Annotated in this window: 24 protein-coding genes and 1 pseudogene; 8 read left to right on the forward strand and 17 right to left on the reverse strand. The window is 67.5% G+C overall.

Features of this window, described 5'->3' with window-relative positions; genetic code table 11:
- The 8 genes from H0W40_RS13400 to H0W40_RS13435 all read right to left on the reverse strand — a co-directional run.
- Positions 1-655: NYN domain-containing protein (locus H0W40_RS13400; protein WP_292446949.1), on the reverse strand; the 655-nt coding region annotated here is incomplete at its 3' end.
- Positions 656-668: 13 nt separating this feature from the next.
- A complete protein-coding gene (pyrC, locus tag H0W40_RS13405; protein WP_292446952.1) occupies positions 669-1,724 on the reverse strand; it encodes a dihydroorotase in 1,056 nt (351 codons plus the stop codon).
- 50 nt (positions 1,725-1,774) lie between these two features.
- Positions 1,775-2,188: a hypothetical protein gene (locus H0W40_RS13410; protein ID WP_292446953.1), complete on the reverse strand. Its 414-nt coding sequence runs from the start codon at positions 2,186-2,188 to the stop codon at positions 1,775-1,777.
- A 75-nt stretch (positions 2,189-2,263) separates the two neighbouring features.
- Positions 2,264-2,998, reverse strand: a complete 735-nt coding sequence (locus tag H0W40_RS13415) for an amino acid ABC transporter ATP-binding protein (protein WP_292446954.1) — start codon at positions 2,996-2,998, stop codon at positions 2,264-2,266.
- 32 nt (positions 2,999-3,030) lie between these two features.
- Positions 3,031-3,702, reverse strand: coding sequence for an amino acid ABC transporter permease (locus tag H0W40_RS13420; RefSeq protein ID WP_292446958.1), 672 nt, complete (start codon positions 3,700-3,702; stop codon positions 3,031-3,033).
- A complete protein-coding gene (locus H0W40_RS13425; RefSeq protein ID WP_292446961.1) occupies positions 3,699-4,481 on the reverse strand; it encodes an amino acid ABC transporter permease in 783 nt (260 codons plus the stop codon). The genes H0W40_RS13420 and H0W40_RS13425 overlap by 4 nt, the downstream gene beginning before the upstream one ends.
- 256 nt (positions 4,482-4,737) lie before the next feature.
- A complete protein-coding gene (locus tag H0W40_RS13430; protein WP_292446962.1) occupies positions 4,738-5,670 on the reverse strand; it encodes a LysR substrate-binding domain-containing protein in 933 nt (310 codons plus the stop codon).
- A gap of 62 nt (positions 5,671-5,732) precedes the next feature.
- The gene (locus H0W40_RS13435; protein WP_292446963.1) at positions 5,733-6,293 is read right to left on the reverse strand and encodes a YaeQ family protein; all 561 of its coding nucleotides are present in this window, start codon (positions 6,291-6,293) and stop codon (positions 5,733-5,735) included.
- 12 nt (positions 6,294-6,305) lie between these two features.
- Between H0W40_RS13435 and H0W40_RS13440 the strand changes: the two genes are divergently transcribed.
- Positions 6,306-6,605: a hypothetical protein gene (locus H0W40_RS13440; RefSeq protein WP_292446966.1), complete on the forward strand. Its 300-nt coding sequence runs from the start codon at positions 6,306-6,308 to the stop codon at positions 6,603-6,605.
- Positions 6,606-6,791: a hypothetical protein gene (locus tag H0W40_RS13445; protein ID WP_292446968.1), complete on the forward strand. Its 186-nt coding sequence runs from the start codon at positions 6,606-6,608 to the stop codon at positions 6,789-6,791.
- 23 nt (positions 6,792-6,814) lie between these two features.
- Here the strand turns inward: H0W40_RS13445 and H0W40_RS13450 are convergent, their stop codons facing one another.
- Complete coding sequence (locus H0W40_RS13450) at positions 6,815-8,695, reverse strand: ABC transporter ATP-binding protein/permease (RefSeq protein ID WP_292446971.1); 1,881 nt, start codon at positions 8,693-8,695, stop codon at positions 6,815-6,817.
- A 135-nt stretch (positions 8,696-8,830) separates the two neighbouring features.
- On the opposite strand from H0W40_RS13450, the gene H0W40_RS13455 reads away from it, so the two are divergent.
- Complete coding sequence (locus H0W40_RS13455) at positions 8,831-9,181, forward strand: acyl-CoA thioesterase (RefSeq protein WP_292446994.1); 351 nt, start codon at positions 8,831-8,833, stop codon at positions 9,179-9,181.
- Positions 9,182-9,284: 103 nt separating this feature from the next.
- On the opposite strand, the gene ccsB is transcribed toward H0W40_RS13455, so the two are convergent.
- The 3 genes from ccsB to H0W40_RS13470 all read right to left on the reverse strand — a co-directional run bounded on the left by ccsB (position 9,285) and on the right by H0W40_RS13470 (position 13,662).
- Positions 9,285-10,694 carry a c-type cytochrome biogenesis protein CcsB gene (gene ccsB, locus H0W40_RS13460; protein ID WP_292446973.1) on the reverse strand — a complete coding sequence of 470 codons (1,410 nt, stop codon included), beginning with the start codon at positions 10,692-10,694 and terminating at the stop codon, positions 9,285-9,287.
- Positions 10,691-12,811: a cytochrome c biogenesis protein ResB gene (locus H0W40_RS13465; RefSeq protein WP_292446974.1), complete on the reverse strand. Its 2,121-nt coding sequence runs from the start codon at positions 12,809-12,811 to the stop codon at positions 10,691-10,693. Before H0W40_RS13465 ends, ccsB begins: the two co-directional genes overlap by 4 nt.
- Before the next feature lie 233 nt (positions 12,812-13,044).
- Positions 13,045-13,662 (reverse strand): c-type cytochrome, encoded by a 618-nt coding sequence (locus H0W40_RS13470; RefSeq protein WP_292446976.1) that lies wholly within the window; start codon positions 13,660-13,662, stop codon positions 13,045-13,047.
- 75 nt (positions 13,663-13,737) lie between these two features.
- Between H0W40_RS13470 and yihA the strand changes: the two genes are divergently transcribed.
- Both yihA and H0W40_RS13480 read left to right on the forward strand, forming a co-directional pair.
- On the forward strand, positions 13,738-14,433 hold the full coding sequence (yihA, locus tag H0W40_RS13475; RefSeq protein WP_292446979.1) for a ribosome biogenesis GTP-binding protein YihA/YsxC: 696 nt from the start codon (positions 13,738-13,740) through the stop codon (positions 14,431-14,433).
- A gap of 66 nt (positions 14,434-14,499) precedes the next feature.
- Positions 14,500-14,825, forward strand: a pseudogene (locus H0W40_RS13480) (alpha/beta fold hydrolase); the annotation flags it as partial.
- A gap of 41 nt (positions 14,826-14,866) precedes the next feature.
- Here the strand turns inward: H0W40_RS13480 and H0W40_RS13485 are convergent.
- The 3 genes from H0W40_RS13485 to groES form a co-directional block, all read right to left on the reverse strand.
- Positions 14,867-16,417, reverse strand: coding sequence for a capsule assembly Wzi family protein (locus tag H0W40_RS13485; RefSeq protein WP_292446981.1), 1,551 nt, complete (start codon positions 16,415-16,417; stop codon positions 14,867-14,869).
- Positions 16,418-16,731: 314 nt separating this feature from the next.
- A complete protein-coding gene (groL, locus tag H0W40_RS13490) occupies positions 16,732-18,381 on the reverse strand; it encodes a chaperonin GroEL (protein ID WP_292446984.1) in 1,650 nt (549 codons plus the stop codon).
- Between the two features lie 56 nt (positions 18,382-18,437).
- Positions 18,438-18,728, reverse strand: a complete 291-nt coding sequence (groES, locus tag H0W40_RS13495) for a co-chaperone GroES (protein ID WP_292446985.1) — start codon at positions 18,726-18,728, stop codon at positions 18,438-18,440.
- Between the two features lie 385 nt (positions 18,729-19,113).
- Between groES and H0W40_RS13500 the strand changes: the two genes are divergently transcribed.
- The 3 genes from H0W40_RS13500 to H0W40_RS13510 all read left to right on the forward strand — a co-directional run bounded on the left by H0W40_RS13500 (position 19,114) and on the right by H0W40_RS13510 (position 22,330).
- Complete coding sequence (locus H0W40_RS13500; RefSeq protein ID WP_292446988.1) at positions 19,114-20,022, forward strand: LuxR C-terminal-related transcriptional regulator; 909 nt, start codon at positions 19,114-19,116, stop codon at positions 20,020-20,022.
- A gap of 177 nt (positions 20,023-20,199) precedes the next feature.
- Complete coding sequence (locus H0W40_RS13505; RefSeq protein ID WP_292446989.1) at positions 20,200-20,790, forward strand: PEP-CTERM sorting domain-containing protein; 591 nt, start codon at positions 20,200-20,202, stop codon at positions 20,788-20,790.
- 37 nt (positions 20,791-20,827) lie between these two features.
- Positions 20,828-22,330, forward strand: coding sequence for an alkaline phosphatase PhoX (locus tag H0W40_RS13510; protein ID WP_292446992.1), 1,503 nt, complete (start codon positions 20,828-20,830; stop codon positions 22,328-22,330).
- A 173-nt stretch (positions 22,331-22,503) separates the two neighbouring features.
- Here the strand turns inward: H0W40_RS13510 and H0W40_RS13515 are convergent, their stop codons facing one another.
- Together H0W40_RS13515 and H0W40_RS13520 are read right to left on the reverse strand one after the other, a co-directional pair.
- Positions 22,504-22,776 (reverse strand): DUF5985 family protein, encoded by a 273-nt coding sequence (locus H0W40_RS13515; RefSeq protein WP_292446993.1) that lies wholly within the window; start codon positions 22,774-22,776, stop codon positions 22,504-22,506.
- 97 nt (positions 22,777-22,873) lie between these two features.
- Positions 22,874-23,017, reverse strand: a complete 144-nt coding sequence (locus H0W40_RS13520; RefSeq protein WP_367153819.1) for a DUF5985 family protein — start codon at positions 23,015-23,017, stop codon at positions 22,874-22,876.
- Position 23,018 lies beyond the last annotated feature (1 nt).

Genomic DNA, 23,018 nt, shown 5'->3' on the forward strand with positions numbered 1-23,018 from the left:
GGTGCGCCGCGCGCAGCTGCGTCGCCGCGGTGCTGAGTTCGACCTTCTTGCCGTCCAGCAGGGCCGGCACGGCCTCGAGGATGCGGCGGATCTCTTCGTCGGCCGGCGGATGCAGCATGGAGACGGTCGCGGGCGGCATGTCGGGTTCGCGCGCGCGCACGGCCGCAACAGCCGGCCGGGCTGCCGCGCTTCTGCGCGACACAGGCTTCGGTTTGGCGGCGGAGCCCGGGATCACCGTGAACTCGTCGTACACGCGCAAATAATCGACGCTGACATTGCGCGCCGACTTGCCCTCCTGGCCGAAGCCGCAGACCCGGCAGCCCAGCTCGCGCAGCCGCGCGGCAAGCGGCAGGAAGTCGCAGTCGGAGGTGACGAGCACGAACTCGTCGACCGGCTCGTTGACCGCCAGCTCGATCGCATCGATGGCGAGCGCGACATCGGTGCCGTTCGTGCCCGCGTAGGTCGTCATGAGGAAGCGGATGGCGTGTTCCTGGCTCAGGGCCGCGAACTCGCCGGCTTTCTGCAGGCTGCCGTAGGCGCGGCGGTGCTGCAGGCGGCGCGTGCCGTCGTCCAGGCGGCGCAGCACTTCGGCCACCACCTCCACGTTGACGTTGTCGGCGTCGATCAGCACTGCGGTACGGGTCAGGTCGTCCATCTCGGTCTCCAGGTCAGTCCAGCAGCCGCCAGGCCAGCGTTTCGCCGGCGCGCAGCGGCTTCAAGGCGGCGTCGCCGAAGGGCAGGCTCTCGGGCAGCGTCCAGGCTTCGCGGCGCAAGCTCACCGTGCCGGTGTTGCGCGGCAGGCCGTAGAAGTCGGCGCCGTGGAAGCTGGCGAAGCCTTCCAGCTTGTCGAGCGCACCGGCCGCCTCGAAGGCTTCGGCATAGAGCTCGAGCGCGCTGAAGGCGGTGTAGCAGCCGGCGTGGCCGCTGGCGTGCTCCTTCAGGTGCACCGCATGCGGGGCGCTGTCGGTGCCGAGAAAAAACTTCGGGCTGCCCGAGGTGGCGGCGGTGACCAGCGCCTGCCGATGCACCTCGGCTTTCAGGACGGGCAGGCAGTAAAAATGCGGGCGCAGCCCGCCCGTGAAAATGGCGTTGCGGTTGTAGAGCAGGTGCTGCGGCGTGACGGTAGCGGCAATGCGGGCGTCGGCTGCAAGCACGTACTGCGCGCCCTCGCGGGTCGTGATGTGCTCGAACACGATCTTCAGTTCGGGCAAATCGCGGCGCAGCGGGATCAGCTGGCGGTCGATGAAGACGGCCTCGCGGTCGAACAGATCGACCTCGGCATCGGTGACCTCGCCATGCACCAGCAGCGGCAGGCCTTCGCGCTGCATCGCCTCGAGCACCTTGTGCGTCTTCGCCAGGTCGGTGACGCCGGCGTCGCTGTTGGTGGTGGCGCCGGCCGGGTAGTACTTGACCGCCACCACGCCAGCCTCGCGCGCGCGGTGGATCTCGTCGGCCGAGGTGTTGTCGGTGAGGTAGAGCGTCATCAGCGGCTCGAAGTCCGAGCCGGCAGGCCGCGCGGCCAGGATGCGCTCGCGGTAGGCCCGCGCCAAGGCCGTCGTGGTGATCGGCGGCTTGAGGTTGGGCATGACGATCGCGCGGGCGAACTGGCGGGCGGTGTGTCCGATGACGGCCGCGAGAGCCGCGCTGTCGCGAAGGTGCAGGTGCCAGTCGTCCGGGCGGGTCAGCGTCAGGCCGGGCGTGGGCGAAGAGGTGGCTGCGCTCATCCGCGGGATTCTCGCCCACCGCATGGGCGGGGCCCGCCCCGTGGCGCAGCTCAGTGCGGTGCCGCCGCCTTGCCGGTCAGCAGCCAGGCCGGGTCGAACCAGCGGTCGGCCTCGCCGTCGTAGGGCAGCCGGGTGATGTCCCAGTGACGGATGAAACGCGCGTAGGCGCTCCACACGGGCGGGCCGCCGCCGATGTAGATCACGCGGCCCGGGAAGCGGTCGATCAATTGCTGCGGATCGTCGCCGGAGCGGATCGCCACCACCGTGCGGTCGGCCAGGGCGAAGGCCGGCACGGAAGCCACGGTGCGCGGGCCGGCCAGCAGCACATGGCCGCGCGTCACGTCGAAGAAGCGCGCCGCATCGGCCTTGAACTCGGGCCGCCGGTCGCCTTCCCAGGGCAGTTGCCCGCGCAGGCCGAGCTGACCGCTCAGGCCGATGGCGCACATGGCGCGCACGTCAGCCATGGTCGCAGCCTGGCATGGCGATGTGCATGGCGATGAACGTAGCGTGGCGCATTCGGCGGCCCTCCCCCGAGCGTCTCAGTGCTGCAGGATCTTCGACAGAAAATCGCGCGCCCGCGGCGAACGCGCCTCGGGGCTGCCGAAGAAATCCTCCTTGTTGCAATCTTCGACGATCCTGCCGACGTCCATGAAGATCACCCGATGGCTGACCTTGCGCGCGAAGCCCATCTCGTGCGTCACCACCATCATCGTCATGCCCTCCTGGGCCAGCTTGACCATGACGTCGAGTACCTCGCCCACCATCTCGGGGTCGAGTGCGGAGGTCGGCTCGTCGAACAGCATCACGATCGGGTCCATCGACAGTGCCCGGGCAATGGCCACACGCTGCTGCTGGCCTCCGGAGAGCTGGCCGGGAAACTTGTCCTTGTGATCGTTCAGGCCCACGCGGTCGAGCATCTTTAGCCCGCGCTTCATCGCCTCGTCCGGGCTGCGCTTGAGCACCTTGATCTGCGCCAGCGTCAGGTTCTCGGTCACCGACAGGTGAGGGAACAGCTCGAAGTGCTGGAACACCATGCCGACCCGGCTGCGCAGCTTGGGTAGGTCGGTCTTAGGGTCGGACACGGAAATGCCATCGACGACGATGTCGCCCTTCTGAAAAGGCTCCAGCGCGTTAACGGTCTTGATCAGCGTGCTCTTGCCCGAGCCCGAGGGGCCGCAGACCACCACCACGTCGCCCTTGTTGACGGTGGTCGTGCAGTCGGTCAGCACCTGGAAGTTGCCGTACCACTTGGAGACGTTCTTGATGTCGATCATTCAAGGTTCCGGAGTGAAGGGTTGAAGAGCGTTTACCTGATGATGGCGATCTTCTTCTGCAGCCGACGCACCAGCATCGACAGGCTGAAGCAGATGACGAAGTACACCAGCGCCGCGACGAGATAGGTTTCGACCGGGCGGTTGAAGTTCCTGCCGGCGACCTCGAAGCCCTTGAGCAGGTCGTAGGCGCCGATCGCATAGACCAGCGAGGTGTCCTGGAACAGGATGATCGTTTGCGTGAGCAGCACCGGCAGCATGTTCCTGAAGGCCTGCGGCAACACGATCAGCCACATGGTCTGCCCGTAGGTCATGCCCATCGCATAGCCGGCATGCTCCTGACCGCGCGACACCGACTGGATGCCGGCGCGCATGATCTCGGAGTAGTAGGCCGCCTCGAACACGGTGAAGGTGATGATGGCCGACATCTCCGCGCCCATCGGCTGGCCGATCAGCAGCGGGATCAGCAGGAAGAACCACAGGATCACCATGACCAGCGGGATCGAGCGCAGCGTGTTGACGTAGGCGGCTGCCGGAATCACCAGCCAGGGCTTGCCCGACAGCCGCATCAGCGCCAGCACCGTGCCCAGCAAGATGCCGCCGATCATGGCGATGAGCGTGAGCTGCACCGAAAAGGCCAGGCCCTTGAGGATGAAGTTGGAGACGATGCCCCAGTTCAGGAAACCGAAATCCAGCGAGGCGATCATTGGCCGCCTCCGATCATGCCGGGCACGCGCACGCGGTTTTCGACGATGAGCATCACGCGGTTGATGAAGAAGGCCGAAACGAAATAAGCGCCCGTGACCGCCATGTAGATTTCGACGCCCCGCGAGGTTTCTTCCTGCGCCTGCAGCGCGAACATGGTCAGCTCGGCAATGCTGACCGCGAAGGCGACCGAGGAGTTCTTGACGATGTTCATCGATTCGCTGGTCAGCGGCGGGATGACGATGCGAAACGCCATTGGCAGCAGCACGTAGCGGTAGGTCTGTGGCAAGGTCAGGCCGACGGCCAGGCCCGCGTAGCCCTGACCGCGCGGCAGGCTCTGGATACCGGCCTTGACTTGCTCTGAAATGCGCGCCGAAGTGAAGAAGCCAAGGGCCAACACCACCAACACGAAACTCGGCAACTCGCGCAGCGGGGTGAAGATGCCCGGGATCACGTAGTACCAGAGGAAGATCTGCACCAGCAGCGGGATGTTGCGAAAGAGTTCGGTCCAGGCGTTGCCGAACAGCACCAGCCGCCGGTCCGGCACGGTGCGCAAGATGCCCACCAGCGAGCCGGTCGTGAGCGCCACGATCAAGGCCAGCACCGAAACCGAGAGCGTCCAACCCCAGGCCGAGAGCATCCAGTCGAGATACGTGATGGCGCCTTCGCTGCCGAAACAGCGCGGCGACACTTCGCCGTAGATGGTGTCCTTGCAGAACACCTGCCAATCCCAATTACCCAATGCGGCCTCCCGTGCCTCGCGCACCCGGTGCGCCGTCATTCACGCCGAATGGCGCCTCGCATTAAAAAAGCGCGGCACCGCCTGAGTGGCCGCCGCGCTCGAAGCTTAAGCAAAGCGCGCGCCTCACTGCCTCAGGGCTTACCTCAGCAGGTCAATCGGGCGTGGCTGCAAGTGCCCTTCGATGCCGGCGGCACTGTAGCTTCGAGCTGCGTCTGCGTGCCAATGCCGATCATGGCGCCGCTCATGCGGCGGGTGCATCTATAAAGCGCTTCAGGCGTCGCCGGCTTTTCGCGCCTCAAGGCGCCGCACGCGCCTTTCCGCGCAGATGCTCCCAAAGCAGCGGCACGCCGGCCTTGGCATGCCGGGCCACCTCGGGGCGTTCGCGGTAGATGCGCACTTCCATCGTCAGCTCGAAGCTGCCCGAGGGGGCCGCCGGCACGAGCTTGCGCGTGCGCAGTTCCTTGCGCACAGAGCTGGCCGGCAGGAAGGCCAGGCCGTGGCCTTCGAGGGCCATCGCCTTGAGGCCTTCGGCCATGTCAGTCTCGTAGATCGGGTCGAGCGGCACGGTGCCGGCTGCCTGCTTGATGATCAGGTCGACCATCTGTCCCAGGTAGGCCCCCGCTGCGTAGCAAAGGTAGGGCACGCGGCGCTCGTGAGGGCGTGCGGGCAGGCGGAACAGCGGCTCGCCGTCGGGGCCGGCCTTGGCGTAGGCGCGCAGCGATTCCTCGCCGAGGGTAAGCATCTCGTAGCGCTCGGAAGTCAGCTGCAGCGGCTGGGCCGGGTGGTGATAGGCGATCAGCAGATCGCAGCTACCTTCGGCCAGGCGCAGCACCGCGTCGTGCACGTTGAGCGCAATCAGCCGGCTCTTGATCTCGCCGAACTCGCGCCTGAGTTCCATGACCCAGTGCGGGAAGAAGGCGAACGCGAGGGTGTGCGGCACCGCGAACTCGATCATGTCGGAGCCGACCGCACGGTGGCCCCGCATCAGGTTGCGCGTGGCCTGCAGCGAAGCCAGCACTTCCAGCGCCTGGGCTTGAAAGGTTTCACCGGCCGGGGTGAGCCGGGTCGGATAGGACGAGCGGTCCACGAGGTCGGTGCCGGCCCAGGCTTCGAGCGCCTGGATGCGGCGCGAAAAAGCGGGCTGCGTCACGTGGCGCAACTGCGCCGAACGAGAGAAGCTGCGCGTCTCGGCCAGGCTCACGAAGTCTTCCAGCCATTTGGTTTCCACGCGAGGCAGTTTAGCCAGCGGTCATGGGCGCCAAGCTGCGGCCCGCGCACGCAACGCGCAATTCAGCGCAAGACCGCGGATTTCAGTTCCAGCAGTTCCAGCGCCACCGTTTCCTCGCCGTCGCCGAGCCACACCTGCCCGTCCTGCACGGTGCATTGCAGCCGCATCGTGCGCCGCGCAAGCAGCGCCAGCGCGGCACTCGCCTGTGCGGGCACCTGACGCACGCGCAGCTTGGCAAGCTTGGCCAGCGCACCCTGGTTCTGGCTCCACCACAGGCCCGCCTTCTGTCCGTAGAGATAGAGCACGAGCTCATTCGAGCGGTGGCTGGCCTTCTTGAGCCATTTCTCTTCGGGCTGGCCGACGTCGATCCAAAGTTCGATCTCGCCGGTGAGGCTGCGGCGCCAGAGATCGGGCTCGTCCATGTCGGTCATGGCGTTGGCGAAGGACAATGCCTCTTCCTTGTCGCCCGCCGCGTGCAGCGCGAAGGCGAGCAGGCGAACCATCATGCGCTCGTCGTTTTCCGACGGGTGCTGCGCCAACGTCAAGGCATGGGTGCCATAGTGGCCGCGGTCCATGTCGGCGACCTGGAGTTCGGCCTTGAAGACCGTTGATTTGATAGCCATGGAGCCATTGCAATGAAAAAAGCCGACCTCGAGAAAACCAAGGCGATGAAGATCGTCGGCAAGCTGGCGCAGTCTGGCACACCGGTGCGCTACGGCGCGGCCCCGGCGCCGGCCATCGACCGACGCGAGCAGCGCCGCCTGGACCAGGCGGCCGGCCTGGTGCCCTTTGCAACCAAGCTGCCCGCCGATCTGATCACCGCCCTGCATTTCGCCGCGCACACGCGCGGCGTCACCACCGGCGAGCTGCTCGTGCAGCTATTGAGCGGCAGCCTGCCCGGTTACCATGCAGGCACTGACTCCCAGGAGGGCTGATTGGCCACCCCGAACTACTCCTACGAGAAGCGCCAGCGCGAGCTGGCCAAGAAGCGCAAGAAGGAAGAGAAGTCCAAGCGCAAGTCCTCGGACGGCGCGCCCGCGAACGACGGCCCGGCCGGCGGCGAAGGTCAGCCCACCGGCGGCCCTGCCGGCACGCCACCCTCCGGCAGCGGCAACCCCTGAGGCGCGGCCCGCGCAGCGGCCGTTCAGGCGCCCGCCGGGCTGCTCGCCCCTTCCGCGCTGCTCTGCTGCAGCGCCCACATCTGCGCATAGCGCCCGTCCTGGGCCAGGAGTGCCGCATGCGTGCCGCGCTCCACGATGCGGCCCGCCTCCAGCACCAGGATCTCGTCGGCATCGACCACCGTAGACAGCCGGTGCGCGATGACCAGTGCGGTCTTGTTGCGCGCCGCCGTCTGCAGCTCGGCCTGGATGGCGCGCTCGTTGGCTGAATCGAGCGCCGACGTGGCCTCGTCGAAGATGACGATGGGCGGGTTCTTCAACAACGTTCGTGCGATCGCCACCCGCTGCTTCTCGCCGCCCGAAAGCTTGAGGCCGCGCTCGCCGACCATGGTCTGGTAACCCGCCGGCGCCGAGGCAATGAAGCCGTGAATGCGCGCCGCCTGAGCCGCGGCCTCGATCTCGGCTTGCGTCGCTCCCGGCCGGCCGTAGGCGATGTTGTAGGCCACCGTGTCGTTGAACAGCACGGTGTCCTGCGGCACGATGCCGATCGAGCGGCGCAGGCTCGCCTGCGTGAGCGCGCGGATGTCGTGGCCGGCGATGGTGATGCGTCCTTCGCCCACGTCGTAGAAGCGAAACAGCAGCCGCGCCAGCGTGCTCTTGCCGGCACCCGAGGGCCCGACCACCGCCACGGTGTGGCCGGCCGGAATCTCGAAGCTCAGGTCGTGCAGGATCGGCCGCGCGAGCCCGGGCTGTTCTCCGTCGGCTCGGTCGTAGGCGAAGCTCACGTTCTCGAACCGGACGACCGGCGGGGCATCCGCGTGCAGCTCGGTCGCATCCGGCGCATCGCGCACCTCGCGTTCGCGATCGAGCAGACCGAACATCTTTTCCAGGTCGGTCAGCGCCTGCTTGATCTCGCGGTACAGCACACCCAAAAAATTGAGCGGGATGTAGAGCTGGATCATGAAAGCGTTGATCATCACCAAGTCCCCCAGCGTCAGCCGGCCCGCGACCACGCCCTCGGTGGCGCGCCACAGCATGGCGATCAGCGCACAGGCGATCAGCAGCTGCTGGCCGGTATTGAGCAGTGAGAGCGTCGACTGCGACTTGAGCTTGGCGCGGCGCAGCCGGTCCAGGCTCTCGTCGTAGCGGCGCGCTTCGAAACCTTCGTTGTTGAAGTACTTGACCGTCTCGTAGTTCAGCAGCGAGTCGATCGCCTTGCTGTGCGAGCTGGAGTCGAGCTCGTTCATCTGCTTGCGGAACTGGGTGCGCCACTCGGTCATGGTCACGGTGAAGCCGATGTAGGCCGCCAGCGCGGCCAGGGTGATCCAGGCGAACGACGCATCGAACTTGACGGCGAGCAGCGTGAGCACCAAACCCACTTCCACCAGCGTGGGCACGATGCTGTAGAGCGAATACGAGATGAGCGACTGCACGCCGCGCGTGCCGCGCTCCATGTCGCGCGTCATGCCGCCCGTCTGGCGCTCGAGGTGAAAGCGCAGGCTGAGCGCATGCAAATGCTCGAAGACCTGCAGCGAGATGCTGCGCGCCGCCCCCTCGGTCGCCTTGGCGAACACCAGTTCGCGCAGTTCGGTGAACACCGTGTTGGCCAAGCGCAGCGCGCCGTAGGCGAGCAAGAGCCCGGCCGGCACAACCAGCACGGCGCGCGGGTCGCCGATCGGGATCGACAAGGCATCCACCAGTTCCTTGAGCAGCAGCGGCACGCTGACGTTTGCCGCCTTGGCCGCGATCACGCAGGCGAGCGCGGCCACCACGCGGTATTTGTAGGTCCACAAATAGGGCAGCAGCTTGGAAAGCGTGGCCCAGTCGCCTCGCGCAGGCGCCGGCACGGCGCTGCTGCCCGCGTCGGGCGGCAGCGCGGACGCGGCGCTCAGGGTTTCACGACGCATGGATCACAATCTTTCGGAAGTACAGCTTCGAACATCGAGAAAAGGCGGCGGTACACCATGAACGACACACCGAAACACCGGCCCGGGCTCCTGAGTGCCAACCTGGCTCACGTGTCGCCCGACCTCGAACTGGTGATGCGGGTGATGCCGATGCCGGCCGACGCCAACGCCAACGGCGACATCTTCGGCGGCTGGATCATGGCGCAGGCCGACCTGGCCGGCGCCGTGCTGCCGGCGCGCATCGCGCGGGGCCGCATCGTCACGGTGGCGGTCAACCAGTTCATTTTCAAGCAACCGGTGTCGGTGGGCGATCTGCTCAGCTTCTATGCCAAGGTCGACCGCATCGGCCGCACTTCCATGACGGTGCACCTCGAGGTGTACGCAGAGCGCAATCCGGCCGATCCGGTGGTCTGCAAGGTGACCGAAGCCAACTTCACCTACGTGGCGATCGACCGGGAGGGGCAGCCGCGCGAAATCGAGCGGTGAACGGGGGTGCCGCCGCGCGATCAAGCGCCGGCGGCGTAGACAGCGACCTCCGCCGAATTGTTCCCGGCAGCGCGCGCCGCGAAGCTCCGCCGCGCCGCTGAGCTCACAGCTCGCCGTAGGAGTGCAGGCCAGACAGGAACATGTTCACGCCGATGAAGGCGAAGGTCGTCACCGCCAGACCCACCAGCGCCCACCATGACGCCACGGTGCCGCGCAGGCCCTTCATCAGCCGCATGTGCAACCAGGCCGCGTAGTTGAGCCACACGATCAGCGCCCAGGTTTCCTTCGGGTCCCAGCTCCAGTAGCCGCCCCAGGCCTCGGCCGCCCAAAGCGCGCCGAGCACGGTGGCGATCGTGAAGAAGGCGAAGCCGACGGCGATGGCCTTGTACATCACGTCGTCGAGCAGCTCGAGCGAGGGCAGCCGGGCGGTGATCGGCCGGCGCAGCGCCAGGGTGAGCGCGAAGAACAGGCCGGCGCCTCCGACCATGCGCATGGTCTTGCCGAGCGTGGTCACGGTCTCCGCCGGCAGGCCACCGAAGTTCGCGAACGCAGCCAGCGCGGCCAGCAGACCGAGCGGCACGCCGACGAAGGCGATCAGCAGCGCGCGCGTGCTCGCAGTCTTGAGCAGGTAGGCCCAGGCCACCATCGCGGCCAGCGCGAAGGTGCCGTAGCCGACGAAATTGGCCGGCACGTGCACCTTCATCCACCAGCTCTGCAGGGCCGGCACCAGCGGCTGGATCTGCTGCGCGTCGCGCGCCAGCGTGTACCAGATCAGGAAGCCGACCGAGCAGCTCACGATCAGCATCACGAAAGCGCCGAGCGAGCGAACGCTGGCCTCGCCCATGTCGGCCTGCCCGGCCGAGCGACCCTTGGCCCGCTCAAGGTAGTGCGCCTCGAAGTACAGATAAAACAGCGTCGTCATCCACGCGAACAGCACGAACACTTCGTACAGGTTGCTGACCGGGATGTGGCCGATGCCCTCGCCGATCTGGTGGCTCTCGTACCAGCGCACCATCGTGCCCACCAGGCCCATGAACACGGCGCCCCAGGCCAGCACCGAGCCGATGCGCTCGGCCCCGGCCGCGCCGCTCTTCTGAAAGAAGCCGAGCCAGTAGAACAGCGTGCTCATGAAGAACAGCACGCTCATCCACAGAATCGCGGTCTGGCTGGCGAACAGGTACTTCAGCAGGAAAAGCTGCTGCCCGGCCTCGAGGTCGGCGCCGAAGCCGTCGCTCGTGCCGCTGTACAGGCCGATGGCGAGAAAGCTTGCCAGTGCCACCGCGATCGTCAGCGCGCGCAAGGGGGCCCAGAACCAACCCAGGCCGATGAGCGACGGCACGGCGCCGGCCAGGATGCCCTTCTCGTAGCCGTCCATGTGCGCGCCGTAGCGGCTGAAGGCGTAACCGGCGCCCACCACGACGAGCAGCGCGAACAGCCAGTCAAGGGCGGTGCGGCGCACGAAGTAGCCGGGCTGGCCGAGCAGCAGGGGCGTGGATTGCGTGGTGGTGTTCATGGCTTCGCCTCGGGCAACAAGGTGGCGCGGATCTGTTCGAACTCGCGGTCGACGTCGAGCGTCTGGCGCGTGGAAGACAGCGCGGTGGTCAGCCGGGTGGCGCCGCCGGGCGCGTCCTGCAGCCAGATCCACAGCCGGCGTTCGCGCACGTAGAGCATGGCGAACACGCCGACGATGAGGAACAGGCAGCCCAGATAGACCAGCGTCTTGCCCGGCGAACGGGTGACCTGGAAAACGCTGGCCTGGATGTGGGTGTAATCGTCGAGCGCCATCAGCACAGGCGCCGGATAGAAGAAGGAATCCGACAGCGAGAGCACCGCCTGCGTCATGAAAGCCTGGGTGCTGTCGTCGGGCGTCAGCGGCGACAGACCGGCGCGCTCGCGCGTGAGATTCAGCAGCTCGAACAGCGTGCCGCTCATGATGCGCAACAGCACGTCCGATGTGCGCTGGCGGTCGGCCTCGGGCACATTGACCTCGAGAAAGTCGGACAGTGCCAGCAAGCCGCCGGTCATCGGCCCTTCGGGCTTGCCCGGCTCGGCGCCGGCGAACAGTTCGAGCGCGCGGCGCGCCGAGACGGCGAGCTGGCTGGCCATCTCCGGCTTGTCCGGTGCGGCCCGCGTCACATAGCGCTGCACCGCGGCCTCGCGCTGGGCCGGATCGAGCAGGCCGGCACGAAGGCGCATCCAGGTGGCGAGGCTGTCGTCCTGATCGGCCGGAATGCGCAGGTAGCTGAACGGCTGGTTGGCGTCTTCTCGCACGCCTGCGAGGAACACGCGCTGGCCGTCGAGCACGATCGGGTTCATGTAATTGTTGTACTCGCGGGCCTGGCCGGCGGCGTCGCGCAGCTTGTAGCCGACCGACGGCCCGATGTTCCTGAGCGCCTGGTCGTTCGCGCTCTTCGCGCCGGAGCCGAGGTGCTGCTCCAGGCGGTTGACCAGATCGACCTTGCGGACGTCGGTCGCGCCCTGCGCATCGGCGGCCGCCAGGTTCTCGACGTTGATCACGCGCAGGCCGGTGAACTCGATGGTCATCGGCGTCTTTTCGCCGGGACTTTGCAGCAGCGTGCCGCCGCCGACCTCGCCTTCGAGCTCGAAAGGTGTGCCGCCAGCGAGCGGCCAGCCTGTCAGGCGCAGCTTCGAGCCGCCGTCCTCGAAGCTCGACTGGTAGATCGTCACGCCGCTGTGCTGCGCCGGTTCGTTGACCTTGATCGTCGTTTCTGTCCTTTCGCCGGTGGCGCGGTCGTGCAGCACCACGTCGCTGGCGAACAGCCGCGGGCTGCCGGTGGGGTAGAACTCGACAATGAACTTCTTGAGCTCGATGTCGAAGGGCAGCGGTTGCAGCACCACGCCGTCCTTCATCTGGATCACGGCGGTGCTGCCGCGCTGGCCTTCGTTCACGCCGATGTTGCCGCGGTAGGTCGGGTTGCCGACGCTCAGCACGTGCGCCGCGGGCACGTCGCGCAGCATCCCGCCGCCTGCGAACGCCGTCTTGTCCTGCCAGGCCATCTGCGCGCGCACGATCAGGTCACCGTCGAACAGCCCGCCGATGCACACCAGCACGATGGCCGAGTGCGCGGCGATGTAGCCCAGCTTGTTGGCGGCGCCCTTTCGGGCCGCCACCATGACGCCGCCGTCTTCGCCTTCGCGCACCTCGGCCTTGGCCTTCCAGCCGCCAGCCGCGAGCAGCGCTTTCACGTGGGCGAGCGTGGCCTCGCGCGAGCCTGGCACCACGCCTTCGGCACGGTGGTGAAACGCCTTCAGGCTGCTGGCGCGCAGGTGCTCCTTGTAGGTCCTGAGATCGACAAGGATCTTGGGCGTGTTGCGCGCAATGCACAGGCTGGTCGAGACGACGAGAAAGGCCAGGATCAGCATGAACCACCATGCGCTGTACACCGCGTACAGGTCGAGCACCGAGAAGGCCTGGGCCCAGAACGGCCCGAACTGGTTGACGTAGTTGTTCAGCGGCTCGTGCTGCTTGAGCACGGTGCCGATCACCGAGGCGATGCAGATGATCGTCAGCAGCGAGATCGAAAAGCGCATCGACGACAGCAATTCGACCGCGTCGCGAAGGCCGCGGGAGCGGGTCGGCAGTTCGATGCCGGTGGTGCTCAGGGTCATGACTCGATTATCCGGGGGCCGTTGAAAGAGCGTGCGAAGGCCGCAAAGTTCAAGGCCGGCGTACAGCCGGCCCCGAGGTGTGAAAGTTCGCGTCGACTTTCGAGTCGCCACGTGCGCAGAAGTTTGCGTTGAAACCCCCGGCCGGATCAGCGGATCGGTTCCCGCCGATCAGGCCGCAAAGGCACGTTCAGACCGCTGGGCGCCCGCAGTTGGGCGGCCCTGGCTAAGGCGTCTCAGCGCAAGCCGGCAGCGAAATCCGACACCGCCTGGATCTCCGCGTCGCTCAGCCTCGCGGCGATGGCCATCATCTGCGCACTGTTCTTGCGCGTGCCGCTGCGAAAAGCCTCGAGCTGCGCAGCCGTGTACTCGGCATGCTGTCCGCTCATGGCCGGGTACTGCACGGGAATCCCGGCGCCGTTAGGGCTGTGGCAGCTCGCACAAGCCGGCACCGACTTGGCCGCAATGCCGCCGCGCCAGATCGACGCGCCCAGATCGACCGTTTCCTTGTTCCTGGCGAAGCCGGGCTTGGCGTCCATGCTGGCGTAGAACGCCGCGACATTGCGCATGTCGTCTTCGCTCAAGGTGGAGGCAATGCCCTGCATGATCGGGCTGGGCCGCACGCCTCTCTTGAACTCGACCAATTGCTTGACGAGGTACGCGGGATGCTGCCCGGCAATGATGGGGTTGGCCGGGGTGCCGCGCGAGCCATCGAAGGCGTGGCAGGCGATGCACACGGAGCTTGCAGTGGCCTCGCCTTTCTTCAGATCAGGCGGGGCCGGCGCCTTGGCCTGCTGGGCCAGGACGGGAGACACCAGGGCAGCGGCCAGCAGGAGCGACAGGGCAGACTTCATGAGCGCGGGGAGGAGTCGGGGAGTGAGTCGCTCGCGGAGGAGCCCGCCGAGCAACCTCAGATTTTACAATGGCGGATGAACACGAACGAAGCGGAACTCGAAGGTCCCGCCAAGCTGGCTCTGGCCTGGACCCACACCGCGCGCTTTCTCACAACTGCCGCGCAGCTCATCCACCTGCCCGCGAACGAACTGCCGGAGATCGCCTTTGTCGGCCGCTCGAATGCCGGCAAGTCCACCGCGATCAATCGGCTCACGCAGCAAAAGCGACTGGCTTTCGCCTCCAAGACGCCCGGGCGGACCCAGCACATCAACCTGTTCGCGCTCGGGCCGAAGGACGCGCCCGACGCCTTCTTCGCCGACCTGCCCGGCTACGGCTATGCCGCCGTGGCGCGCGGCGCCAAGCTGCGCTGGCAGCAGGTGATGGCGCAGTACCTCGAGTCGCGCCGCAGCCTCTCGGGCGTGGTGCTGATGGTCGATTCCCGCCTTGGCTTCACCGAACTCGACCAGCAACTGCTCGCCTTCGTGGCGCCGCGCATCGGCACCGGCGAGATCAAGCTGCTGGTGCTGCTGACCAAGGCCGACAAGCTCAACCGCCGCGAGGCCGACGCGTCCATGACGGCTGCGCGGGATGTGCTGGGCCAACTGGCCACCGATGCGTCGGACCTCGGCATCTGCCTGTTCTCGGCGCTGAGCCGGCACGGCCTGGGCGACGCGGCGCTGGCGCTGCACGGCTGGGTGCATCCGCAAGCCGCCTCGCGCGAAGACCGGTGACGCGCGGGTGACGCGGCGGCGCGCGAGCCGGGCCGATACTGCGCCGGTCACAGCCGGGAGAAGCGCATGAACGCCGTCATCGAAGGCTTTCAGACCAAGCTGCCGAACGGCGTCACTCTGTCATGCCGCGCCGCCGGCCCGGCCGGCGCCCCGGTGCTGCTCTTCCTGCACGACTTTCCGGAAGCCGCCTTCGTCTAGGACGAGCTGCTGGCCCGCTTCGCCGGCCGCTTTCGCTGCGTGGCGCCCAATCTGCGCGGCTACGCCGGCTCGTCGGCGCCTATTGAGATCGAGGCTTACCGCTCCAAGCCGCTGCGCAAGACATTGCCGCGCTGATCGAGCAGCTCGGCGCACCGGTTGCTGCGGTGGTCGCCCACGACTGGGGCGGCGCCCTGCGGGGGCGCTGGCGCGCTGAAGCGCCCGGGCCGCGTCGCCTTCAACGTTGCAAAGGCAGCTCGATGCCGAACTGCAGGCCGGCATCGGGCCGCGGGCCGGCACGGTAGCGCTGCACGGAGAGCCCCAGATACCAGTCGAAGCCGCGCGCCTGCGATTCCATGCGCGCCGACAGGCCGTGCACGTCACCGGTTTCACCGAAACTCGCGTTGATCGGCTGCAGCTCTCTTTCGCTGACCTTGCCGGTGAAGGCCGTCATGCGGTAGCGGCGGCAGGTTTGCCGGCAGTCGGGCACCCAGCTGAGACCGCCCGTGAAGATGCGACCGCCTCCGCCGAAGTGGGCGCCGATGGGCAGGCCCTGGTGGTAATAGCCGTCGGTATAGGCGCCGTGCGTATAAGCAGCTTGCCGCCGGCCGCCGTCGAGCAGGCCGAGCAGGCGCCGGCGCACGGTGTCGGTGCCCTCGACGCTCCATTCGAGCCGCCCGCTGCGCCACGGGTGCTTGAGCTGGAGCCCGGCGGTCGTGATGAAGCGCGAAGGCAGCTTGTTGGCCTCGTCCTCGCCGATCAGTTGCACATGGCCGACCCAGGCACGGTCGCCGGAATCGACGTGCGACAGCCGCAGGTCGAAGCCCGCCAACTCGTTGCTCGGATCCTCGCGTTCGCGCCGCTCCGGATCATCGATATTGCTGTTGCCGAGCAGCGCGTCGCGCAATGCCTGGAGCCCGTCGGGTAGGCCGCGCCCGCCCCACTCGATGTGGCGACTCAGGCCGACTTCCAGGCCGGGCAAAGGCCGCGTGTACAGCCGCAGTCCGAGCGTGCGGGTGCGGGCCGGCTCGTAGTGCCGCAACTGGCCGACCGAGAACTCGTATCCCCAGGGGCCGATCCAGCGCAGCCAGTTCGGCTGCGGCGCGTCGTCGCGCGCCCGGCGCAGCGTCAGGGCCGGAAAGGGCCGGGCTGCGTTCGACAGGATGGGGCTGGTGTAGCGGCCGGGGCCCCACCAGCGGTCGACCGCCCCGAAACTCAACAGCGTGCTGCGCAGCGCCACCGCGACATAGGAGCCGGACAGCGAACCCTGCTGCCCTGAGCTCGACAGCGAATGGGCATGTACGTTCATCTGCAGCCGCGCGCTCCAGCGCTCGCCATGCGTACGCACACTCAGGGTGGCGTCGGCCGCGCCGGCCGCTGCGGGGTTTCCATCGAGCGCCGGATGGCGAGCGCTGTTGACATCCAGGCCAGCGCTCACCGGTGCGGTCTGGCGCGCCAAGGCCCGTTCGACACGCCCCAGCGCGTCGGCATCGACCGCTGGCCAGCTGCGCTCGCCCGCTGCCGCAAGCGCCGGCGCCAGCAGGGCAGCGGGCAGCGGCCAGGTGCTCAACGGCAGGCTGAGCACACGGCGATCGATCAGCCATGCAAGATCCTCGCGCAAACCGGTGTCGTCGGGCGACAGCAAGGCGGTTGCGACGCCGGCGGCTTTCGAGGACTCGTCGGCAGAAACGGCCTGCGCCTGTCCGCCCGGGCAGACCGCCATGACGCATGCCGCGACGCTCCCGATGACGAACCAGCCGCCGGCTCGGCGAGCGTCCTTGTTGCGCATGCCGCGTTATCACAGACGGCGACGAGCGCAACAGTGCGACGGGGCACTCTGCAGCGCCGGCAGCAGCCGTGACGGAGCGCTGGACCACGCTGCGCAAGGAACCCGAGACGCCGCTCGTATTGCAGTGCGTCGCATTGCGTACCGATCACGGCAAGGCTGTCTTACGGCGCGGGCGCCGCGGGCGCCGCAGGCAACTATCCCTCGATGGCTCGCCAAGCGCCCGTGAACACAAAAAAAGGGCCGCATCGCTGCGGCCCTTTTTCTGCACCGGGCGAGCCCGGCGCCGAACATCACGAACGGATGTCGCAGAACACTTACATGTCCATGCCGCCCATGCCGCCCATCCCACCCATGCCGCCGCCCATGCCGCCCATCGGAGCGTCGTCCTTCGGGGACTCGGCCACCATGGCTTCGGTGGTCAGCATCAGCGAAGCGACCGAGGCGGCGTTCTGCAGCGCGGTGCGCGTCACCTTGGTCGGGTCCAGGATGCCCATCTCGATCATGTCGCCGTACTCGCCGTTCTGGGCGTTGTAGCCGTAGTTGCCCTTGCCGCCCATGACCGCATTGACGACCACGCTCGGCTCCTCGCCGGCGTTGGCCACGATGATGCGCAGGGGCTCCTCGATCGCGCGCAGGATCAGCTTGATGCCGGCGTCCTGGTCGGCGTTGTCGCCCTTGATCTCGCCTGCGGCCTGCTTGGCGCGCAGCAGCGCCACGCCACCACCGGCCACGATGCCTTCTTCCACCGCCGCACGCGTGGCGTGCAGGGCGTCTTCGACACGCGCCTTCTTTTCCTTCATCTCAACCTCGGTGGCGGCACCGACCTTGATCAGCGCCACGCCGCCGGCCAGCTTGGCCACGCGTTCCTGGAGCTTTTCGCGGTCGTAGTCGCTGGTCGCTTCCTCGATCTGAACGCGCACCTGCTTGACGCGCGCTTCGATGTCGGCAGCGGCACCCGAGCCGTCGATGATGGTGGTGTTTTCCTTGCCCACTTCGACGCGCTTGGCCTGGCCCAGATCGGCCAGCGTGACCTTCTCCAGCGTCAGGCCGACTTCCTCGGCGATGACCTTGCCGCCGGTCAGGATGGCGATGTCCTCGAGCATGGCCTTGCGGCGGTCACCGAAGCCCGGCGCCTTGACGGCCACGACCTTCAGGATGCCGCGGATGGTGTTGACCACCAGCGTGGCCAGGGCCTCGCCTTCGACTTCTTCCGCGATGATCAGCAGCGGACGGCCGGCCTTGGCCACCTGCTCCAGCGTGGGCAGCAGGTCGCGGATGTTGCTGATCTTCTTGTCGAACAGCAGCACGAACGGGTTTTCGAGCGTGGCCGACTGCTTCTCGGGGTTGTTGATGAAGTAGGGCGAGAGGTAGCCGCGGTCGAACTGCATGCCTTCGACGACTTCGAGTTCGCTCTCGAGCGACTTGCCGTCTTCGACGGTGATGACGCCTTCCTTGCCGACCTTGTCCATCGCGTCCGAGATGATCTTGCCGATCGACGGGTCGCTGTTGGCGGAGATCGCGCCGACCTGGGCGATTTCCTTGCTGGTCGTGGTGGGCTTGGACTGCTTCTTGAGCTGCTCGACCAGGACCAGGACGGCCTTGTCGATGCCGCGCTTGAGGTCCATCGGGTTCATGCCGGCGGCCACGTACTTCATGCCTTCGCGCACGATGGCCTGGGCCAGCACGGTGGCGGTGGTGGTGCCGTCACCGGCGATGTCCGAAGTCTTGGAAGCGACTTCCTTGACCATCTGGGCGCCCATGTTCTGGAGCTTGTCCTTGAGCTCGATCTCCTTGGCGACCGAGACACCGTCCTTGGTCACGGTGGGGGCGCCGAAAGAGCGCTCGAGCACCACGTTGCGGCCCTTGGGGCCGAGCGTGACCTTGACCGCATTGGCCAGGATGTTCACGCCTTCGACCATGCGCACGCGGGCGTCGCCGCCGAAAATCACGTCTTTAGCTGCCATGTGTAAATCTCCGAAATTCCGGGGTTGCTGACTAAGGTGCGAAGAAGCCGTGCGGCTTACTTCTCGACGACGGCGAAGAGGTCTTCCTCGCGCATGACCAGCAGTTCGTCGCCATCGACCTTGACGGTCTGGCCGCTGTACTTGCCGAACAGGACGCGGTCGCCGACCTTCACGTTCAGAGCGACGAGGTCGCCCTTGTCGTTGCGCTTGCCGACACCGACGGCCAGCACTTCACCCTGATCGGGCTTCTCGGCGGCGTTGTCGGGAATGACGATGCCGGAGGCGGTCTTGGTTTCCTGTTCCAGGCGCTTGACGATCACGCGATCGTGCAAAGGACGAAGTTTCATTCGCATCTCCTAAGGGGTGGTGACGGTGTTTGAGCGCTGCTCCGAACGAATCGGCGCCGGCTTGCGAGCGTGTTCGCCGGCGAAATCGTTCGTAAAAAGCTGTTAGCACTCAACGAACGTGAGTGCTAGCGGCGAATTATAGGGGCGAGATGCGCACTTTCAACTGGTTTGGAAAGAAGCCGTCAAGTGCGTCGCTTCGCCGCGCAACAGCGCCGGTTCACGACGCCGTCATTGCCGCCGCCTAGGCTGCCGGACCGGCTGTCCGCCCCGCCCGTGCGCTGCCTGTGTCCGCCGGCACCCTGGGCGGCCTTGACGACTTCGTCTGCCGACCCCCCCGCCGCGCGCACACCGAATGCCACCCTCCGAGCTCCCGCCTTCAGAACCCTTGTGCGCAAGCCCGCCAAGTCACTTTCCTTCCAGCGATGAGACGGACCGTGAAGCGGGGGCGCCCGACGCAGGGCCACCCGCCGGCCTGTCGGTCGCCCAATGCGAGGCGCTGGTGCGCGTGATCGAGGCAGCGCCGCAGGTGCGCCGCCGGCATCACTTCTTTCTCTGGAATCAGGGTCCCCTGCAACGCCTGCTGCCGCACCAGGTGGTCGTGTGCGGCGCCTACCAGCGCCAGCGCAAGGAGCTGGTGCACGACGCCTTTCACAGCGTCGTGCTGCCGGGCGCCGTATTGGAACTGCTCAGCGACAGCCGGGCGCCTTTCATGCGCGGCCTCGGCGCCGCTTGGGTGCAAGGAGGCTGTCGCGCACTTTGCATCGAGCTGGCGTCGACAGCCACCGCGGCGCCGGTCGTCCCGCACACGGCCGTGGATTGCGCCGCAGCGCAGCGCGACCTGCTGCTGGGCTGCGGCATTGGCGAGCTGCTCGTGCATGGCGTGTCGCGGCCGCAGCGCCCGCACGAAATCGAAAGCCTGTTCGTGTTCGCCACCCCGGGTGGCCGCAGCACGGTGCAGCACGCTTTGCATCTGGAACTGCTCATGCCTTTCGTGCATTCGACCTGGCGGCGCGTCCAGGGACTCGAAGGCGAACTGCGCCAGCCCGGAGCGCCCGCCGCGCACCCTAGCGGCGGCCCCGCACTTTCGGCGCGGGAGCGACAGATCCTCGCCGGCCTGTGCCGGGGCCTGAGCAATCAGCAACTCGGCGAGCAGCTCGGCCTCAGTCCGCTGACGGTGAAGAACCACGTGCAGAAGATTCTGCGCAAGCTCGGTGCGGCGAACCGCACGCAGGCGGTCGCCAGCGCGCTGAGCCTCGACCTGCTGGCGTGCGCCGCCGACGCCACCCTGCCCTGAACGCAGCACCCGGGTGTTTGCCGGCAGGAGCGACGGGCCGTCGTCGATGACGAAGAGGTGACGGTCGGCGCGGGGCGGCACGTCCCGCGCTGGGCCGTTCGGCACGGGGCGGGCGCCATCGCCCTTGAACATGCGGCGGTCAAGCTCGTGGCTCTTCCACCCCCAGGAGCCCCAGTCATGACCTTTTTCACTTCCTTGCGGCGCGCATCCCTGCCGCTGCTCGCGGCCGGCCTGTTCGCCGCCGGCACGGTTCACGCCGCGCCGATCAGTTTTGCGGGAACACTCGGCGCTGGCAGCACCGCGTTCGGCTCGGTGATGGCCGAAAGCGGCCCCTTCGGCAACGGCGACAACTGGTCGTTCTGGCAGTTCAGCGTGCCCTTCCTCGAGCCGGTGTCGATCACCGTGACGCCGCTGTCGGCCGACTTCGATCCGATCGTCGGGGTGTGGTACGGCATCGAGACCGACACCGCGAACTACTTCGACATGCTGTCGAGCTCGCTCAACACGACCTTCGCCGCCGGCGCCGACGGCAGCGGCCCGTTCGATCTCGGTGGCGTCGGCGAGCCGGCGACCGTCGGCTTCGACAACATCTTCGGCACCGGCCCCTTCGTGCTCGCCGTCGCCGATTACGCCGACAGCCTGGGCAGCGGCAGCCTCGATTACCGCATCACCGTTTCGGCGCCGATCCCCGAGCCGCAGACCTACGCCCTGATGGCACTCGGCTTGGCGCTGATGGCCGGCATGATGCGCGGGCGTCGCCGCGATTGAACCTGTCCCCCATCAACACCCCTTCACGGAGAGACACATGACGACACGCGACGATGCAATCGACCAGATGCGCGACTTCACCAAGAGTGATGCGACGCGCGAAATGGACCCGCACTGGAGCTTCGGCCGCCGCGGCTTCCTGCGCAGCAGCGTGGCCGCCACGGCCACCATGAGCGTGGGCATGCCCTTCGCCTTGCTCGGGTCCGGCGAAGCCAAGGCGGTCGAGCTGCCCTACAGCCCCGACTACGGCCCGCTCTCGCCGGTGGCCGACGAGGTGACCGGCCTGCCGCTGCTCACCCTGCCGGCCGGCTTCAAGTACTGGTCGCACGGCTGGCGCGGCGACGTCATGAGCGACGGCATCGCGACGCCGGGCGCGCACGACGGCATGGCCGTGGTCGCCTCCGACGCGGAGAAGGTGGTGATCGTGCGCAACCACGAGCAGGGCAACGGCACCTCCTTCGCGCCCCCCAAGCTCACGTATGACCCGACGGCCGCGGGCGGCACCACCAACATGGTGTTCAACACGCGACTCAGGAAATGGGTCAGCGACTGGGCCACGCTGTCCGGCACCGTGCGCAACTGCGCGGGCGGCCCGACGCCGTGGAACTCCTGGCTGACCTGCGAGGAGTCGAGCAACGGCCTGCACAGCGGCAACGCCAGGCAGCACGGCTACGTGTTCGACGTGCCCGCCTCGGGCCCGGCCCGCCCGGTGCCGATCACCGACATGGGCTGCTTCAGCCATGAGGCGGCGGCGGTCGATCCGGTCACCGGCATCATCTACGAGACGGAAGACAGCAATCCCAGCGGCTTCTACCGCTTCATTCCCAATGTGCCGGGCCGCCCCGCGCAAGGCGGCAGGCTGCAGATGATGAAGCTGGCGGCGCCCTTCAACGCCAGCATCGACCTCCAGGGCGTGAACCACGGCTACTACAACACCGGCGTCGCCCAGCCGGCCGGCGCCACCTGGGACGTGAGCTGGGTCGACATCGCCGAGCCGGACAAGCCCTTCGTGACCGGCACGAGCTACGGCGGCGTGCGCGCCCAGGGCCTCGTGCAGGGCGCCTCGAGCATCGTTCGCGGCGAGGGCGCCTGGTACGGCAACGGCGTGATCTACGTCTGCTCGACCAGCGGCGGCGGTGCCCGCAAGGGCCAGATCTTCGCCTACGACCCGCGCCGCGAGACTTTCTCGCTGGTGTTTGAATCGGCGGGCGGCGCAGGCGACGTGGACGGCCCGGACAACATCGCCTGGAGCCCGCGCGGCAGCCTGATCCTGTGCGAGGACGGCGGCGGCAACCCGAAGGAGCTGTACGGCCTGACGCTGGACGGCACGCACTTCCCGTTCTGCACCAACAACCTCGACTTCCGCGCGGGCGGCGCGGTCGGCAACTACAACCGGCCGTCGGGCCGCTCGTTCACGTCCGACAGCCGCGGCAGCGAGTTCGTCGGTGCGACCTTCCACAACGAATGGCTGTTCTTCGCCATCCAAAGCCCGGGCATCACCTTTGCCGTGACCGGCCCCTGGGACAACGGCGCGCTCTGATCGAAGGCGGCCTCGGCCGCTTTTGTGCGAAAACCGGTGCGGCTTGTCTTGCGCGCGCCGCACCGGTTTTTCCTTCGGCCACCCGACACGCGATCCGCGCCAAGTCCGGGGAGCGAAGGCTCAGAACCGTGGGGTCAATTCAGTCGCGTGGCCGGGTCGCACCGGCCGCCGCCCTACTTCGGCCGCGGCCGGTTCTTGTCCCAGATGGCGAACAAGATGAGCCCGTAGGAAACCAGCCGGATCGTGTAGTGCACCGGATCAGCTTCGGTCCAGCCGCCCAGCACGCCCATCAGCACCCGGTTGCCGGCCTCGATCCAGAACGACAGCGCGAGGAAGACGAAGAAGCGGTCGCGCGTGCTGTTCCAGTAGCGCAAAAACAGCAGGCCGGCGACGAAGCACGCCACGGCAATCGCGCCCAGCAGCATCTCGTTGGCCACGCCGCTCATGCCGTCCTCCCGGTGTCGTCGGCGGTGTGCGACTCGCAGCCGCGCGTGCACCCGGCGCCCGGAACGCAATCCGCCTCGAGGCGGCTCGGCGGCGGACTCACGCGTCGCCCTCCAGGATCAGTCCGCCGACGAGCAGGAGCACCCCGGCCAGACCGGCGGCCAGGCGCCAGGTCGCCAGATCGCTGCTCTCGAAAACCACGCGGTCCAGCACCAGGAGCACGTTGCTCACCGTCAAGGCCACG

The sequence above is a fragment of the Methylibium sp. genome, assembly GCF_013817345.1.
GTDB lineage: Bacteria > Pseudomonadota > Gammaproteobacteria > Burkholderiales > Burkholderiaceae_C > Methylibium.